Origin of the sequence: Methylocystis sp. JAN1, from assembly GCF_052186135.1 — a bacterium.
Taxonomy (GTDB): Bacteria; Pseudomonadota; Alphaproteobacteria; order Rhizobiales; family Beijerinckiaceae; genus Methylocystis.
Genome location: NZ_CP181499.1, coordinates 1,868,250 through 1,884,271 on the forward strand (window position 1 = coordinate 1,868,250; position 16,022 = coordinate 1,884,271).

The 16,022-nt window shown below is 61.1% G+C and carries 13 protein-coding genes; 8 read left to right on the forward strand and 5 right to left on the reverse strand.

Translation table 11 applies throughout. The features are described from left to right. The first annotated feature begins 320 nt into the window (after positions 1–320). Positions 321–1,400: a fatty acid desaturase gene (locus ACNHKD_RS08790; protein ID WP_442756672.1), complete on the forward strand. Its 1,080-nt coding sequence runs from the start codon at positions 321–323 to the stop codon at positions 1,398–1,400. A 501-nt stretch (positions 1,401–1,901) separates the two neighbouring features. Here ACNHKD_RS08790 and ACNHKD_RS08795 read toward each other — a convergent pair. Further along, the gene (locus tag ACNHKD_RS08795; protein ID WP_442756673.1) at positions 1,902–2,156 is read right to left on the reverse strand and encodes a hypothetical protein; all 255 of its coding nucleotides are present in this window, start codon (positions 2,154–2,156) and stop codon (positions 1,902–1,904) included. Between the two features lie 125 nt (positions 2,157–2,281). Beyond that, the gene (locus ACNHKD_RS08800) at positions 2,282–2,605 is read right to left on the reverse strand and encodes a hypothetical protein (RefSeq protein WP_442756674.1); all 324 of its coding nucleotides are present in this window, start codon (positions 2,603–2,605) and stop codon (positions 2,282–2,284) included. A 160-nt stretch (positions 2,606–2,765) separates the two neighbouring features. On the opposite strand from ACNHKD_RS08800, the gene ACNHKD_RS08805 reads away from it, so the two are divergent. Beyond that, on the forward strand, positions 2,766–2,897 hold the full coding sequence (locus ACNHKD_RS08805) for a hypothetical protein (RefSeq protein ID WP_442756675.1): 132 nt from the start codon (positions 2,766–2,768) through the stop codon (positions 2,895–2,897). A gap of 11 nt (positions 2,898–2,908) precedes the next feature. On the opposite strand, the gene ACNHKD_RS08810 is transcribed toward ACNHKD_RS08805, so the two are convergent. Continuing rightward, positions 2,909–4,447 (reverse strand): L,D-transpeptidase family protein, encoded by a 1,539-nt coding sequence (locus tag ACNHKD_RS08810; RefSeq protein WP_442756676.1) that lies wholly within the window; start codon positions 4,445–4,447, stop codon positions 2,909–2,911. 328 nt (positions 4,448–4,775) lie between these two features. On the opposite strand from ACNHKD_RS08810, the gene ACNHKD_RS08815 reads away from it, so the two are divergent. From ACNHKD_RS08815 to ACNHKD_RS08840, 6 genes are all read left to right on the forward strand, one after another. After that, positions 4,776–5,369 carry a TetR family transcriptional regulator C-terminal domain-containing protein gene (locus tag ACNHKD_RS08815; RefSeq protein WP_442756677.1) on the forward strand — a complete coding sequence of 198 codons (594 nt, stop codon included), beginning with the start codon at positions 4,776–4,778 and terminating at the stop codon, positions 5,367–5,369. 72 nt (positions 5,370–5,441) lie between these two features. Then, the gene (locus ACNHKD_RS08820) at positions 5,442–5,711 is read left to right on the forward strand and encodes a DUF4242 domain-containing protein (protein WP_442756678.1); all 270 of its coding nucleotides are present in this window, start codon (positions 5,442–5,444) and stop codon (positions 5,709–5,711) included. A 29-nt stretch (positions 5,712–5,740) separates the two neighbouring features. Then, positions 5,741–7,057, forward strand: a complete 1,317-nt coding sequence (locus ACNHKD_RS08825; protein ID WP_442756679.1) for a selenium-binding protein SBP56-related protein — start codon at positions 5,741–5,743, stop codon at positions 7,055–7,057. Next, positions 7,054–7,773, forward strand: coding sequence for an SCO family protein (locus ACNHKD_RS08830; protein WP_442756680.1), 720 nt, complete (start codon positions 7,054–7,056; stop codon positions 7,771–7,773). The genes ACNHKD_RS08825 and ACNHKD_RS08830 overlap by 4 nt, the downstream gene beginning before the upstream one ends. A gap of 1 nt (position 7,774) precedes the next feature. Then, positions 7,775–8,845: a cytochrome-c peroxidase gene (locus ACNHKD_RS08835; RefSeq protein WP_442756681.1), complete on the forward strand. Its 1,071-nt coding sequence runs from the start codon at positions 7,775–7,777 to the stop codon at positions 8,843–8,845. Between the two features lie 638 nt (positions 8,846–9,483). Beyond that, the gene (locus tag ACNHKD_RS08840; protein ID WP_442756682.1) at positions 9,484–9,957 is read left to right on the forward strand and encodes a hypothetical protein; all 474 of its coding nucleotides are present in this window, start codon (positions 9,484–9,486) and stop codon (positions 9,955–9,957) included. Positions 9,958–10,044: 87 nt separating this feature from the next. On the opposite strand, the gene ACNHKD_RS08845 is transcribed toward ACNHKD_RS08840, so the two are convergent. After that, positions 10,045–12,633: a PAS domain S-box protein gene (locus ACNHKD_RS08845; RefSeq protein WP_442756683.1), complete on the reverse strand. Its 2,589-nt coding sequence runs from the start codon at positions 12,631–12,633 to the stop codon at positions 10,045–10,047. Positions 12,634–12,679: 46 nt separating this feature from the next. Next, positions 12,680–16,006: an NAD-glutamate dehydrogenase domain-containing protein gene (locus ACNHKD_RS08850; protein WP_442756684.1), complete on the reverse strand. Its 3,327-nt coding sequence runs from the start codon at positions 16,004–16,006 to the stop codon at positions 12,680–12,682. Positions 16,007–16,022: the final 16 nt, after the last annotated feature.

Sequence of the window (16,022 nt, forward strand, 5' to 3'; positions counted from 1 at the left end):
CGCAATCGTTTGGCGCGTCTGCACTATGGCAGGCAAGAAGGTTCCCGGTCTCGCGGCCGCGATCCGGCTTGAAGCGCGCGGCCGCCCTCCCGGCGCGCAAGTAGAAATGCTCGGGGAACGATGCTGCTTTGCACAATAAATCCGGTTTCGAATAGTTATAAAGACGCCGACGGAAAGGATCGCCCGCGTCAATAGGGCGCATTTTCTAAATTTCAACCGAAGGGGGTTTGACAGGGGCTCGACTATAGTCGAAATGGAAAGCTGCGGCAGAACAAAAACAAGCCGACTCAGGCGCTGCGGGGAACAAGTTGAGCGAGAATATGGAACTAGTTGCCGGGGCTCACGAGGTGAGCGGCCCGGATGCGAGAGCGCTGGCCCAGCGCATGGCGTCACTAAAGACCGAAGCGCGCGCGAAAGGCTATTTCGACGTGACGATTTGGGAGCAGGCGCTTCGCTGCGTCGAGCTCGTCGGCGTTCCCGCGCTCGCTTTCTATCTTCTGTCCCAGGGCGGCCTGGCGGCCTTCGCCGGCTTCGTCATCCTCGGACTTCACTATCCCCGCACCGCCTATCTGGGTCACGATCTCGCCCACAACCAATGGGGGCCGCGCGACGACGCGAAGCCGCGCTTCATGCTGCGCGCGGTGGCGCTGCTGCAGGGCTTTGGAGCGACGTGGTGGGTCGAAAAGCACGAATTGCATCATTCCTTCCCCAACGCCTGCCGCATGAGCGAGGGCGGCGTGCTCACGCCGATCGACGGCGACATCGATTCCGTGCCGTGGATCGTATGGGACAAGGCGCTGGTCGAATATAATTCCCTTGCGGCGGACGCGGGCTGGAAGAAGACGGCGTTCCTGGCCTTGCGGCGCGCGCAGGTGGCGCTCTTCTTTCCGTTGCTCTCGATCGCCCGCTTCAATTGGAGCTGGCAGAGCATCGAGACGGCGTTCCGCAGGGAAAAGACCGTGGAAGGCGTTCTCTGCGTCGCTCATTGGGTTCTCGGCCTCATGCTCGCTGGCATGCTGACGCCCGGCGCCGCCTGGACCGGCTGGCTCTGGTTCGTCTCTGCCCAGCTTCTCGGCGGCTTCATCCTCGCTTTCGTCTTCGTGCTCAACCACACGGGCATGGAGATTTACGACGCGACGGAAGCGAAAGGCTTCTACGACCGGCAGGCGCGTGCGACCCGCAACACGCCCAGCTCGCTCTTCTTCGACTGGCTCACCGGCGGACTCAACAGCCAGATCGAGCACCACATGTTCCCGACGATGGCGCGCAGCAATCTGTCGAAGATGCGCGCAGCCACACGCAAGGCGATGATCGAATGCGGCTACGCCTATGAAGAGCTGGGCAACCGGGAGGCCATGCAGGCCGTCCTCGGCGCGCTCAGCGCCGCCGCCAAGGCTTGACGGAGCCGCGGCGTCGCCCTTTCCTCGTTGAGGAAGGGCGACGCCGAGCGGCCGAGCAGCCAGACGCAAGCCAGCTCCCATTCTTACAAAAAACCCGGCGCTTAGATTTGGTTAAGCGTTGCCGTTGATCGACGGACTTTCGCCTTGCGGCAGCGTTGCCGTTAGTGTTCACTTTCTACAAATGAAAACAGTAAGTTCGTAAGAGGAAGCGTTCGCATTATGGAGAACAGGATTGTTTGTCTTTACCTTTCGCTGTCCTATTGCGCGATCCTCTGGGCGGCGTGCCAGCCGCAACCGGCTCACGAAGATGATTGCTGGCGGCTGAACGAAAGCGTCCGCATCTGCCAAAAAAAGGAGATGGCGGCGGCGGGGATGGGGGAGTGACGGCGCCGCCGCCGCGCTGCGCTTTGGCGGAATCGCCCGGACCGGACACGCCGTCGGATTCTAAAGGTTTAGAGCGCGCTTCAGGCGAGAACGGGCTCCCATTTCTGGCGGCGCGCTCTACTCGATTGAGGAAATCTTGATCGGCGCGTCAAGATCCGCATATGCGACCTTGATGCCGGCCTTTTCCACCGCCGTTACGTTTGGATACCAGGTCGACTCGTGGTCGAGCCCGCCATACTTATTGAAGACCATCACATATTTGGCTTTGAAATCCACTTCGCAGCGCAGGCCCTTGCCGGGATTGCCGATCGGCCGCAGCTTGCCGTCCCAATCGATGAAATAGCCCTGGAGCGTTTCGCCAGCCTCCGACATTGCGCGTTTCCTTCCCGACATGGCGCTTCTGGATGGAACGCATGCAAGCATGTCTTGGGCCAGTAGGGGCGAAATCCAGAGCAGGTCCAGCGCGTCGCTTTCCTTGAACGCGCGCTGACGATCCGTCAGTTCTGCGCTTCCTCGACCTGAATGGCGCATTCGCGCGTGAAGACTGCGCGCTTCTTTCCCGTCAGTTTCCGGACGGACGCGGCGTGATCGCAAAGCCGCGCAACGCCGGCGCTGGTGCACGTCGCCATGAAGCTGTCGAACGCTGGCCCCGAAAGGAACTGCTCCTGCGCCTCGGCGGCGCAGGCCGCGGCCGGGCTCATCGGGCGCTCGAATGCGGGCGGGATCAATACGGGGGCGGCCGCCGTATAGCCGTAAGCAAGGGTGGAGACGAAGGCCAATCCGCCGGCGAGCGCCGTTGCGGGAAGAAAACGCTTGAACATGGGCTACTCTCGGCGGCTGCAACCGGAAATGGAGCTCATCTTTAACAATCCCTTAATCCTTGGCAAGAAGTTGTCTCGAAATATGGCAAACGGGCGACGTTAAAGCGTTGCCGACGGCCCTGGCCGTGGGATATCGCTTCCAGGCGAGGGAGGCGTCGCGATGAAGGGTCATGATCAAAACCGGGGGCCGGAAGAAAAGAACGATCCTGCGCGCGAGGCCTATGATTGGCCGAGCATCGCGCTCTTCGTGATCTTCCTCGGCGCGTTTATCTACGCCTTTCTGCGGCGCTGAACGGCCAGTTTCTAACGCAGCCTGACCACGAGATCCGTTCCGACATTATTCGTCTCGCCGCTCAGCGGCTGGTCTGAAATGATGATCGAGGCGCCGGTCCAAATCCGCTCCGAAATGCGGTCCCGAACCTCCTGCGACATCTCGATGCGCTCCAAAGCCTCGTCCGGGCTCGACGACAGGCCGGAATAGGGCGCGTAGCCGTCGTCGGAAGACTCGTCCGAAGATTTCCTCTTTTTGCGCGGCTCCGTCTCGTCGTCGCCCTGGGGCGAAATCGAGATGACAGACCATTTCAGAGTCGCGCCGTCCGCAGCGGTTGCGATGTAGAGGTGCGATCCGAGCGGCGTCTTGGGTTCGCGCACATTGGCCGGCGCGTCGAAAACGGGCGCCAAACCCTGGCGCACATAAACGCGTTTATCCGCTTTGCTGATCAACACGGAAACGGGCGCGGTCCGATAATCAGCGTCCTGGTCCGCGGCCCTTGCGGCGTCGAAGGCCCGAGCCGCGTCGTTCCAGCGCCGATAGGCCGCCGTCGTCTCCGACGCGTTCGCTTCTGACGCCTTCCTCGCAGCGTCGAGCTTCGCCGCTGCGCCGGCGCGCGCCTCCTCAGCCTTCGCTTTGGCGGCTGCGGCGCCCTCTCTGGCGTCGGGCTCGGCCCCCTCGAGGACGCGGTTCGCGATTTCGGCCTTATTCTGGGCGGCGGCAAGAGCGCTCTCCGCCGCTTTCAGCTCTTCGGCGAGACGAAGAGATTCCGTCTCCCTCGCATCAGCCGCGAGATAGGCTTCGATATCGGCCTGGATAGCGGCTTTTCTGTCGGCCGCGGCCTTCGCCTTGAGCCAATCCGCATATTGGCGGGGATTGAGCTTTGGCGGCTCGGCGGGAGCCGGCGAGGCGATTTGCGTCGTAGCGGGCGGGTTTGCCGAGACGCCGGCATCGGCCAGAAGCTGCATCTTCGGCTCGGGCAGGAGCGGATGAGCGAAAGACGCCGGCGTTACGTCATAGGGCGCGATCACGACGCGCTCGCCGATCCGCGTCATCCCCCAGAGTTTCGCCGCGAAGTCGGCGGGAAGGCGCACGCAGCCATGCGACGCGGGATAACCCGGCACCACGCCCAGATGCATGGCGATGCCCGACCAGGTCAGTCGCTGCATGAAGGGCATCGGCGCGCCGGAATAAATATTGGAGGCGTGCATCCGCTCGCGGCCGATGATCGAATAAATGCCCTTCGGCGTGGCGTGCCCTGTCATGCCCGTCGAGACCTCGGAACGGGTCACGAGACCATGATGGTTGTAGATCGAAACGCTCTGGTCGGCGATGGAGACAACCGCGAAAAGCGGCCGTTCAAGCCGGACAGGCGCGCTCCGGGGCGCCGCGCAGCGGCTGCGGCCTTTGCCGGCCCCGCGAGTCTCGCAAGGGGCGTGCTCCGGCGCGTCGCCGATCTCGATAAAGGCGAACCTGTCCTCCGCGCGCGCGGCGGGGAGGGAAAGCATATACAAGAGCGCGGCGCCGAACGCCAATGATGGGTCGCCGCCGAAGCGACTGCGCGGCTGCATGAAAAGATCTCCGAATCGGATTCAAATGTGAATCGAAGCGAAGAAAAACGCTATTGCAGGCGTGCAACGGTCCGCTGGAAAGCTTGGCCATAGCCCTCTTCACAGACGCCGGCGACCGCCTTTCAGCGCTCGCTAGCAGTTCAATTTGTCAAAATTCGGGGCTCTGGCGCGCTGAAAGGGACGGACACGGGCGCAGGGCGAGCCGTTCTGGCCGCCTGTGCGCATAACCCTGCGATGGAGACGCGCCTCAACAACGCGTCCCGTCCCAAGCGCCGCCGATGCGAAAAAACGATTGCCAAATAAGACGACTGGTCGTATAGCTCATTCCATGAGCCGACGCGACCCCAACGAACTTCGGGACAAGCTTTTGGACAAGGGCGTCGCCCTTCTCATGGAGCAGGGCTATCACGGCACCGGCCTCCAGGAGCTTGTGCAGAGCGCCGGCGTGCCCAAGGGCTCGTTTTATAATTACTTCGCCAGCAAGGAAGCCTTCAGCGCCGAGGTGGTGAAGCACTATATCGACCCCTTCATCAAACAGCTTGATCGCCATCTTCAGCGCAAAGACGTGAGCGCGGACGCCGCGTTGCGCGCTTATTTCAACGAACTGATCGAAGAGACGGAGCGCCGCGATTTCAAGGGCGGCTGTCTTCTCGGGAACCTTATCGGCGAAATCGGCGACACGAGCGAACTCGCGCAGACATCGCTGCGCAATGCGGTGCATCGCTATCGCGACAAGCTGCGCGAAGGCATTGCGCGCGGACAGCGAGAGGGAAGCTTTCGCAAGGACATTGACGCAAAAGACATGGCGGACTTTCTGGTGAATGTCTGGCAAGGCGCTCTTCTGCGCATGAAAATCGAACGCTCCGTGCGTCCCCTCACGCAGTTCTGCGACATGCTGCTGAACGGTTATTTTCGGGCGTAGCCCTTTTTTTGCGCTAGAACAAGACGACCGGTCATTTTACACATGACCCTAGATGAACCACTGGAGGGAAACATGCCGAAATTCATCATCGAACGTGAGATTCCCGGGGCGGGGCGGATGTCCGCCGACGATCTGCGGGCGGTGTCCCAGAAATCATGCTCCGTCCTCCGAAGTCTCGGGCCGGATGTGCAGTGGGTCGAGAGCTACGTCACCGACGACAAGATCTACTGCATCTATATCGCGCCCACCGCGGATCTCGTTCGTAAACACGCTGAGCTTGGGGGCTTCCCCGCCAATCGCATCAGCGAAGTCAAGTCGATCATCGATCCAGCCTCGGCTTAGGCCGATCGGCGCAAAGGAGGGAGGAAGAAATGAAAGCTGCAGAGATCCGGCGCGCTGCGTCGAAGCGCGTCGCATTTGGCCTGTGCCTGTCGGGCGCCCTGCTGTCGCTGGCGGCCCCGGCGCCCGCGCGCGCCGACGAAACCTGCAATTCGCCTTTCATGACGGGCCTCATCAAGGGCCAGGAGCAATATCTCCACGTCTGGACGCTGGGTGAGAAAGGCGTCGGCGACGAGTCGGACAAACTCGTGACGATCGACGTCATTCCCGGCTCGTCGACATATGGGAAAGTGATCAACGCGATTTCCGTTGGGGGCCGCGGCGAGGCGCATCACATGGGCTTCACCGACGACCGCAAATATCTCTGGGCGGGTCGTTTGGACGACAGCAAGATTTTCATCTTCGACGTCGGCTCTGATCCATCTAAGCCGGAACTGGTCAAGACGATCGACAACCTCGCCGAGAGCACGGGCTATGTCGGTCCGCATACCTTCTACGCCTTGCCGGGCCGCATGCTTGTGCAGGCGCTGTCGAACAAGAAGGATCACGGCGGCGTCACGGGCCTGATCACTTATAACAATGCCGGCGACCTCGTTTCGACGACGCCCATGCCGCTCGACAATGGCGGCGACGGCTATGGCTACGACATCGCCATCAATCCGGCTCAGAACCGCATGCTCACCTCGAGCTTCACGGGCTGGACCAATTATATGATGGACCTGTCCCAGCTCATCCAGGACAGCTCCGCCATGAAGAATTTCGGCAACACCATGGTGCTTTGGGACCTGAAGGCGATGAAGCCGGAAAAGGTCTTCTCGGCGCCTGGCGCGCCGCTTGAAATCCGCTGGGCGCTGAAGCCCGGCGCGGATTGGGCGATAACGGCCGGCGCGCTCACCTCCAAGCTTTACCTCATCAAGCAGGACGAAAACCATCAATGGCAGGCGAAGCCTGTGGCTGATGTGGGGGATCCCGCCAGCATCCCGTTGCCCGTGGACATCTCCATCTCCTCCGACGCGTCCTCGCTTTGGGTGAACACCTTCATGGACGGAACGGCGCGGCTCTTCGACCTCTCCAATCCGGAAGCCCCCAAGCAGATCTATTCCAAAAAGATCGGCGCGCAGGTCAATATGGTCTCGCAAAGCTGGGACGGGAAGCGCGTCTATTTCACGTCCTCGCTCCTCGCCAACTGGGACAAAAAAGGCGCCGACAACGAACAGTTCCTGAAGGGCTACTCCTGGGACGGCAAGGAGCTCAAGGAAGACTTCGCCGTCGACTTTCACAAGGAAGGACTCGGACGGGCGCATCACATGAAGTTCACAGCGCGGGCGCAGAAGGCCGAACAGCCGTGATTCCCGGTCATACAAAAAAGAAGGGCGCCCGCGCGCCCTTCTTCGCCCTTGGCGCCGCGCTCGCATGGCTTTCAACGGCCGAGCATGCGCTTTGCGCGGAAATCGTCGCCCCTGCGGTCGCCAATTTGCCTGCGGCGGGCGCTTATGTCTTGCAACGCATTCAGCGTGCGCCCGAGGCGCAATTGCTGAACGCCGATGGGAAGCCTGTCGCTTTTTCCTCTTATGTGAGAGGCGCGATCACGGCGCTTGGTTTCTTCTATGGCCACTGCGAGGACCCCGCAGGGTGTCCCGTCGCCTGGTCGACCTTCGAGGCGGCGAGAAAGGCTGCGGCGTCGGATCCTCTGCTTGAAAAGCGATTTCGGCTGCTTTTCGTGAGCGTCGACCCCCGACGCGATACGCCCTCCGTTTTGCGCCTTTTCAGCGTCGCCGAAGAGGACGACCACGCGCCGCCATGGCTTTTTCTCACCGGCCGGACGGAAGAACAAATCGCGCCTCTCCTGCGCGCCATGGGACAGGATACGGGGTACGAACGCGACCCAACGGGCCGTCGAACCGGCGCGATCAACCACATGCTGAAAGTGTTTCTCATCGATCCGGAGGGTTGGGTGCGGGAGATCTATAGTACGGCGTTTCTCAGTCCGGAAAATCTGTTGAACGACGCGCGCACGCTTGCTCTCGCCTTCCCGGACGCTCGCGGCAAGCCAAAGGATCAGTGACGTGCTGCACAGGCTCAGCGGATTTCTCGTCGCGCATTTCGTCGCCCTCGCTTGCGCCGGTTTCGCGGAAGCCGACGAGCGCGCGCGACCGCTCGGCCTGCCGCCCATTCCAGCGAAGGCGGCAGGCACGGTCGCGATGCAGAAATTGGGCGAGAAGCTCTTCTTCGACCGCAGCCTTTCCGCCAATGGCGCGCTCTCCTGCGCGATGTGTCACATCCCCGCGCAGGCTTTCGCCTCAAATCAGAGCGCGTTGTCGATTGGCATGGAGGGCCGGTCCTTAAGGCGCAACGCGCCCTCTCTCTACAACGTGGTGTTCAAGACATATCTCTTCCACGACGGACGCGAGACCGATCTCGCGGCGCAAGTTTGGGGCCCGCTGCTGGCCCCTGACGAAATGGGCAACACCGGGATTGGCCCGTTCCTCGAGCGGCTGCGCAAGAGCCCTTCCTACGGCCTATCCTTCGAGGCCGCGTTTCCGGGAGAAGGGGTTTCCATGAGCGCCGTGGGCCGCGCCATTGCGGCGTATGAAGCGACGCTTCTACGAGGCGACAGCCGTTTCGATCGCGCCTTGTTCGGCGCCGAAAAAGACGCGCTTACGGCGCAGGAATGGCGCGGCTATGACGTCTTCGTCGTGAAAGGCGGCTGTTCTTCCTGCCATAGGACCGACCGCGACAGCGCCTTGTTCACCGACCAGTCTTTCCACAACACCGGCGTTGAATTTTCGAGCCGACAGCTCTCCGGGAACATCAGGGTTGAATTGGCGCCGGGCGTCGTCAAGGAAGTGACCCTCTCTGCGACAGGACTGGGCGAATCGCCGCCGCGCAATGACGTGGGCCGTTTCGAGATCACGAGAGATCCGGCGGATCGCTGGGCCTATGCGACACCCATGCTGCGAGGCGTGAAGGATAGCTGGCCCTATATGCACGATGGAAGTTTGAAGACGCTCGAACAGGTGATCGAATTCTACGATCGAGGGGGAGGGCCCAATCCGAACCTCGATCCGAAGATTAAGCCTCTCGGCCTCACGGCTGAAGAAAAGGATGCGTTGGCGGCTTTCCTAAAGGCGCTTTAAGTTGGGCGACGTCCATTAACCGCAAAGGGTCAATCGCATATCTGCACCCAATGTCTTTGCGCCGTATCGTAGACGTAGCAATCCATAAATGGCGTGTCGCTGAAATATGTCGGTCCGGAATATGTGGGCCCGTAATAGCGCCAAACGCCATTTGGACCACGGACAAGACCGCTCCCGCTTCCCCAGCGCCAGCCGTCGCCTGGATAGCGACGCCCGTCCCTGAAGTCCACGCCCGCAAGCGCGTTGCAGGAAAACGCGAGCCCGGCGAGTAACGCCGTTACGAGACAAGTTCTGGGTCGCATGGTCGATCCGGCTTTGTTGATCGCTCTCAAATTGGCTGCGGTCAGAAGCAGTCAAGGCCGCTTGCATCGATTCCACGTAGGCGGCGTCGAGCCGAACCAGGCGGAGGAGCGCGGGCGCTTGGCGAAGCTGCTCGCGCGGGTTCAAGCCGGGCCAGGGCGTGCTCGGCGGAAGGCCAGTATCAATGCGAGCCATGCCGGGCCAACGCGTCACCGCCAAGCCCACGATCCGCGTCGTCGACGCCGCCCTCATGCTGCGCGCGCGCTTTCCCCCGCGGATCGGGGCCTGCTGGCCGCTGCGTTTTAAGTAATCGTACGAATTGAAGCCGAAGCTTACTCTTGAACAAGATGCACCCTGGTTTATGCCCATCATCAACGATTCGGACCCAGATGCGTCTCTTTCTGGTAGAGCACGGCGGCGATAGCGTTCGCGGCGATTCCGCCATCTTCACTGTGGGATCGGCGGAATGGGCGGAGCTCACGTTCAGAGGAGCCTCGATCGAAGAGCTGTCCAGGGTTGCGGCTAGGCTTTTGGACGAGAGCGAAGGAAATTATCGCTGGACATACGCCTTCGACGTCTTCGGCCCGGAAGGGCGCAGCAACGGTTACGATGTGTTTTTCTGCCGGGGCGGCGGCGAACAACTCAGTGACGATAGCCTAAGCGATCTTTCGACGATTATTTGCTGCTGCGAATATATCGGATATGTGCGACGCGCGCCGCCCGTGATTCCGCTCAGGAAGCGTGACCGACCGGCGATTCATGCAAAAGATATGCGCATCCTTCGGAAGCGTGGGAAAGGCGGCGGAAAATAATACGATGGAGGAGGCGCCATTCACCTGCGCCGCCGTCCCCGAAAAAGGCGAGACCGCTCGCAAGGGCGCGAGGCCATCCCGAGAAATTCAGATGATCTGCATGGCGACCATTGCAATGTCGTCGCTTGCGGGAATTCGTTCGCGGAACCGACGCATGTCTTCGAGGATGCCGTGCACGAGCGGTTGCGGCGAGAGATGGCCGTTCGCTTCAAAAGCGCTGCACAGGCGCTCGACGCCGTAGAATTCCCCGGCAGGGCTCTGGGATTCCGTGACGCCGTCGGTGTAGAGCAGCAATTTATCCCCCGTTTGAAGAACGAGGCTGCAATCCTCGAATTCTGCGGCGCTCTTGACGCCGAGCACGAGTCCGTCGCCATCGAGATGACGGCAGCGGCTCTCATGCGAGCGCAGAAGCAAAGCGGGATTATGACCGCCATTGGCGTAGCGCAGCAGGCGATTGGCCGGCTCGTAGCGGCAATAAAACATGGTGATGAACAGTTCTGCTTGCGTGAGATCGCCATACAGAAGATCATTCAGCTCCCGGAGAACCGCGGCGGGATTCGATCGTCCGTCAGCCTTGCGCGCCTCCGCGCGCAACATGCTGCGAACCACCGTCATCATTAGAGCCGCTCCGACGCTGTGGCCCGAGACGTCGGCGATTGCGGCGTCGAGCGAGCCGGCGTTTTCAAAATAATCGAAATAATCCCCGCCCACATGCGTGGCGGGCTTGCACACGCCGAATATCATCGCGCCAGCGGCGCAAAGCGGCGTATCGGGCAGGAGAGAGAGCTGGATCTGTTTGGCGATCTCGAGCTCGCGCCGACTCTCCTCCGCTCGGCGTCGCTCCGTAACATCTGTATGAATGTCGACGTAATGTGTAATGACGCCATTTCCGTCGCGGACCGGAGAAATAACGAGTTCGTTCCAGAATGCCTCGCCATTCTTGCGATAGTTCTTCAACGTCACTTCGCAGCCTTCGCCGCGCGCGAGTGCGCGCTTGATTTCGCGAAGCGCCTCGGGATCGGTCTCGGGGCCCTGCAACAAATTCATGCTGTGTCCCAGGAGCTCTTGGCGGGAGTAGCCCGTGATCCTCGACAGCGCCGGATTGACGTAAATATTGGGGTGGCCCGCCGCGCGGGCGTCGGAAATCGCGATTCCCACATGAAGCGATTCGATGGCGCGGTCGCGCACCCTCAGCCGATCCTCATATTCCTTTTCCGCCGTGATATCGCGATCTACGCCACGCCACTTTATCAGCCGTCCTTTGTTGTCGAAAATCGGCGCGCCGCTTGATTCGGTGAAAACCCGTCGTCCGTCTTTCCGACGGTAGCAATTCACCACACGATGAAATTCCGCGTTCGCCTGCGGCCGGGGAGCGGCGTCGGAAAGCAGCGTGCAGTCGGGGACGAAAAGGCTTGAGTAGGTCTTCCCGACGATCTCTTCAGGCTGGACGCCGAGAATATTGCGCACCGCGCCGCTCGAATAGGTATAGTGTCCCTGCGCATCCTGCTCCCACAGCCATTCGCCGGCCATCTCGGCGACCTTTCGAAATCGCTCCTCGCTCTCCGCAAGCGCTTCCTTGTCTCTTTTCTGTTCGGTGATGTCCTGTTGAATGGCTAGGTAATGCGTCACCCGGCCCGAAGCGTCCCGCAGGGGCGTGATCATTTCGAGCGCCCAGTAGAGCGATCCGTCCTTGCGTCGATCCTGTATCTCGCCGCGCCACTCCCGGCCCTGCCGGATTGTGTCCCACAGGCGGCGATATTGTTCGCGCTGCGTTTTCTTTGATTGCAACAGGCGTGGATTTTCTCCCAGAAGCTCTTCAGCCGCATAGCCTGTCAGCCGCGCGAAGGCGCTGTTCACATATTGTATCTGCCCGGCCTTGTCGGCGATCAGGAATCCCACGGGACTTTGATCCATCGCAGCCGATACGGTCAGCAGCCGCTCCTCGGCCATTTTGAGGCGTGTCAGATCGTGCGTCATGCCAACGAAGTAACGTTCGCCCGACAGCCAGATTTCGCCGATCGAAAGATACATGGGAAAGACCGAGCCATCCTTGCGCTGGCCGGCGACCTCCCGGCCGATGCCGATGATTTTTTTCACGCCCGTTTCGCGATAGGCTCGAAGATAAGCGTCGTGAGCCTCGCGGAATGGCGAGGGCATCAGCATCTTGACATTGGCGCCGACAGCCTCGCTGGCGCTATATCCGAAAAGCCTTTCGGCGCCGGCGCTGAAAAGCCGCATCACGCCGATTTCATCGATAAGAACGAGTCCGTCGGACATACCGCCGAAAATCGCCGCGAGTTTCTTTATCGTGTCGTCGAGCGCCGATTCTGACGCCTGTTCATGCGAGCGCGGGCGAAGCCTCAGGATATTCATGGAGCGCGCCGCAGCAGCCAGAGGGCGCATGGCGTAATCGGCGTCAACCGCCGTTCCGTCCTTTCGCCGCACGCGCACGTGAAGCCCTTCGGGCGGCTCGCTTGTCGCAAACATCGGTTCGTCGAAAATGTTCTCGACGATGTTCCTCCCAGGCAGGCGGCGTCCCACGAGTTCCGCTTCGCAATAGCCGGTGAGTCGTTCGGCCGAGCGATTCATCGCGCTGATCACACCCGACGCATCCAGGAGGAAAAGCGCGTCGTCTTCTGCGTCCAGTATCGCGTGCGCCAAATCTGCTTCGCTCACCCGCACGTGATTTCTCCCGTCTGCCGCATGAACCGACCGTCTGGCGCTAGCCTCTTCCGCATCGTTCCTCACAAGCGTCGATCAGCAAATCCAGTTCGGCGGCGAGAGTAGCGAAAGGGGCAAGCGATGAGCCCCGCTCCCGCAAGAGCTTCGTGCGTATACCCTTTACATTTGCGAAGGCCGATTCCATTCCGGCCTGGCGGAAAAGCTCGGCGGGCTCCTTAAGCCCAAGACGGATCTCCAGCGCCGCGATACGCGCCGGCGCCAAGCGCAGACTGTCATCCAGCGTCGATTGCAACTGGCGTTCCCACGGATCGCGCGAAACGACTTCCGCAAGAAGCGCGGATATTTGGCGCAGGTCGAACATCGCCGAGGCCTCGTCAAACAGCTTTGCCGCCACGCGTATGCTCTCGCCGGACCTCTGCGCCAATTCGACTACGAAGGGAAAGTCACGCAATCGCCTCAGCAGAAGCTCGCGTGAAAGTTCGGGCGCGAGCGTCGCGAGAAGCGAATATTCCGCGGTCTCGCTCGCTTGCGCTGCAAAGACGCGCAAATGCCGCCGCCACTCGGCGATCACCGCGTCGGATGGCGTCAAAAGCTTTCCCCGTTGCAGAGCCCAGCGGCACAGATAGGCCAGAGCGTCCTCAAGTTGCATGAGACGGCGACATTGCTCTCCCGCTTCGAGTTTTCCGTCCAGCTTGCGCACCTCCTCGCGCCATTGGTCGCCCTCGACGACGTGATCGAAGGTGAGATAAAGCGCGACTGCGTCGAGCAGCAATTTAGGGGCCGCCGCCTCGCCGAAAAGCAAGAAGCAAGCGCCGGCCTGGTCCACAATCTTATTGCTGATGAGCGAAGCCGCGATCTCCCGCGCGAGCGGATGGCGCTTCGCTTCGTCAACCCGTCCTTCAAGCGCCCGGGGCGGGAAATAGCGGACCAGGAAACTTCGGCTCCAGTCCGCATCGAGCAGCTCCGGGACGTCCAGCAACTGTCTCTTGAGCGCGAGCTTCGCATAGGCCATGAGCAGCGCAAGCTCCGGCCGCGTCAGTCCCTTGGCGGTGCGCAGGGCGATTTCGCGGCGCGACGGAAAGGCGTCCACATTTCGATCACGCAACCCCGAGCTCTCGAACAATTCGGCGATCGTCAAAAAGGGCTCGATGTCCAAAACGCTGCGTTCGCGCTCAAGGGAGAGGCACAGGCTCTGTCGGTAACTGTCGTCGAGCACGGCGTTGCAGACCTCGTCGGTCATCGCTGCGAGCAACGCGTTGCGCGCGTCGTCGTCGAGATCGGCGGGACCGCGCCCCCCGGAAGATTTCAGTAGAATTTTGAGATTGACTTCATGATCCGAAAGATCAACTCCTGCCGAGTTGTCCACCGCATCCGTATTGATGCAGCCGCCGGCCAGCGCATATTCGACGCGCGCTTTCTGCGTGAAGCCCAAATTGGCGCCTTCGCCGACGATCCTGGCGCGCAGGCGCTGAGCGTCGACGCGCGCGCCGTCATTGGCTCGATCGTCTATGCTCTCGTTCCGTTCCGAACTGGCCTTCACATAGGTTCCGATTCCGCCCATCCACAGCAGGTCGACAGGCGCCGTCAACAGAAGCCGGATCAGTCCTTCGGCGTCTACGGCGCGGTGACGCACCGACAGCCAGCTGCGAACCTGTTCACTCAGCTCAATTTCCTTCGCGTCGCGCCGGAAGACGCCGCCGCCCGGGGAAATCAATTGAGGATTGTAATCCGCCCAGGTCGAATTGGGCGTGTCGAAAAGCCGCTTGCGCTCGACGAAAGACCTCTGCGGATCGGGGTTCGGATCGAGAAAAATATGCTGGCCGCTGAACGCGCCGCAAAGGCGGATGTTGCGTGACTGCAGCATTCCGTTTCCGAAGACGTCCCCGTCCATAGACCCGACGCCGACGACCGTGAAAGGCTGACGGTCGATATCGCGGCCAAGTTCATAAAAATGACGCTTGACGCATATCCAGGCGCCGCGCGCCGTGATGCCCAGCCGCTTGTGATGATAACCATGGGACCCGCCTGTCGCAAAGGCGTCTCCGAGCCAGTATCTATATGACGCTGCAATGCGGTTGGCTTCATCGGACCAGGAAGCCGTTCCCTTATCCGCCGCGACGACAAGATAGGGGTCGGGATTGTCGTAGGCGACAATGTGAGGCGATCGCGTGACTTCTGCGCCCTCGATATTGTCAGTGACGTCAAGCAAGCCGCGGATAAAGCCGCCATAGGCGCGCTTTCCCAATTGTTGGCGCGCCGCGGGGTCCGCGCTGGCGATCTTGAGCACGAAGCCGCCCTTGGCGCCCTGTGGAACGATGAGGGCGTTTTTCACCATCTGTGTCTGCATAAGATCGAGAATCTCCGTGCGGAAATCCTCGATGCGGTCAGACCAGCGCAGCCCGCCTCGGGCGACCTTGGCGCCGCGTAAATGGACGCCCTCGAAACTGCGCGCTCGCACATAGATCTCGACAAACGGCCTTGGATTGGGCGCGTTGATCACGCCCATGCTGTCGATTTTGATGGCGAGCGCGCGTTTTGTCGGGTCTCCCGGCTCGAAAAAATTCGTTCTGAGCGTCGCGTCCACGAGATTGAATATTTCACGCAAAATGCGGTCGTCGGTCAGGTTTTCGACTGTCTCCAGGATAGAGATAAGTTGCTGACGGATCGCGCTCAGCGCCTCCAGCTCGGCTTCCCGATCCGTTGGGCGAAAGCGTGTTTGGAAATAACGATAGAGAAGGCGCGCCGCTTCGACATGGCGCAAAAGAGCCTCATAAATCCGATCGCGGCCGATCGACGCGCCGAGTTGCAGACGGTAGCCGCAATAGGCGCGAAGCAAGTCAACCTCGCGCCACTCGAAGCCTGCGCGCCCCACAAGCTGGTTCAAAGCGTCGTTCTCGATCTCTCCCGCGAGCAAGCGGGAGAGGGCGGCCTTCAGCCGGCCTCTCAAGGCTTCGAAGCGCGACGAGCCTTCTTCCGCCCCCTCGACAATAAAGCTTCGGACGTAATGCGTCCGGCCTCCTGATTTGAGACTGAACTGCGTTTGGTCGATCACGCGAACCCCAAGGTTGCAAATGAGGGGCGTCAGCTCGTCAAGGGGCCGTTCGTCCAGGGTGAAGATGCGCAAATCCCGGCGCGGCCCCTCCGGATGACCGGGCAGCGCACGCAATTCCGCCGCATCCCTTCCGCTTTCCACGACAGCCCGCATGATGAGCAGGTCGCGACCCGCCTGAATCGGGGCCTGACGCGATCGATAGGTTTCAGGAAAGGCGCTCTCGGACGGCGTCTCGACCGCTTCGAGATGCAATTTGCGTGCGGCGCGATTCACGAATTTGCGAACGCGGGCGTCCCAATCAGTTGGCTGGAGCATGTCCGTCGGCCCAAAG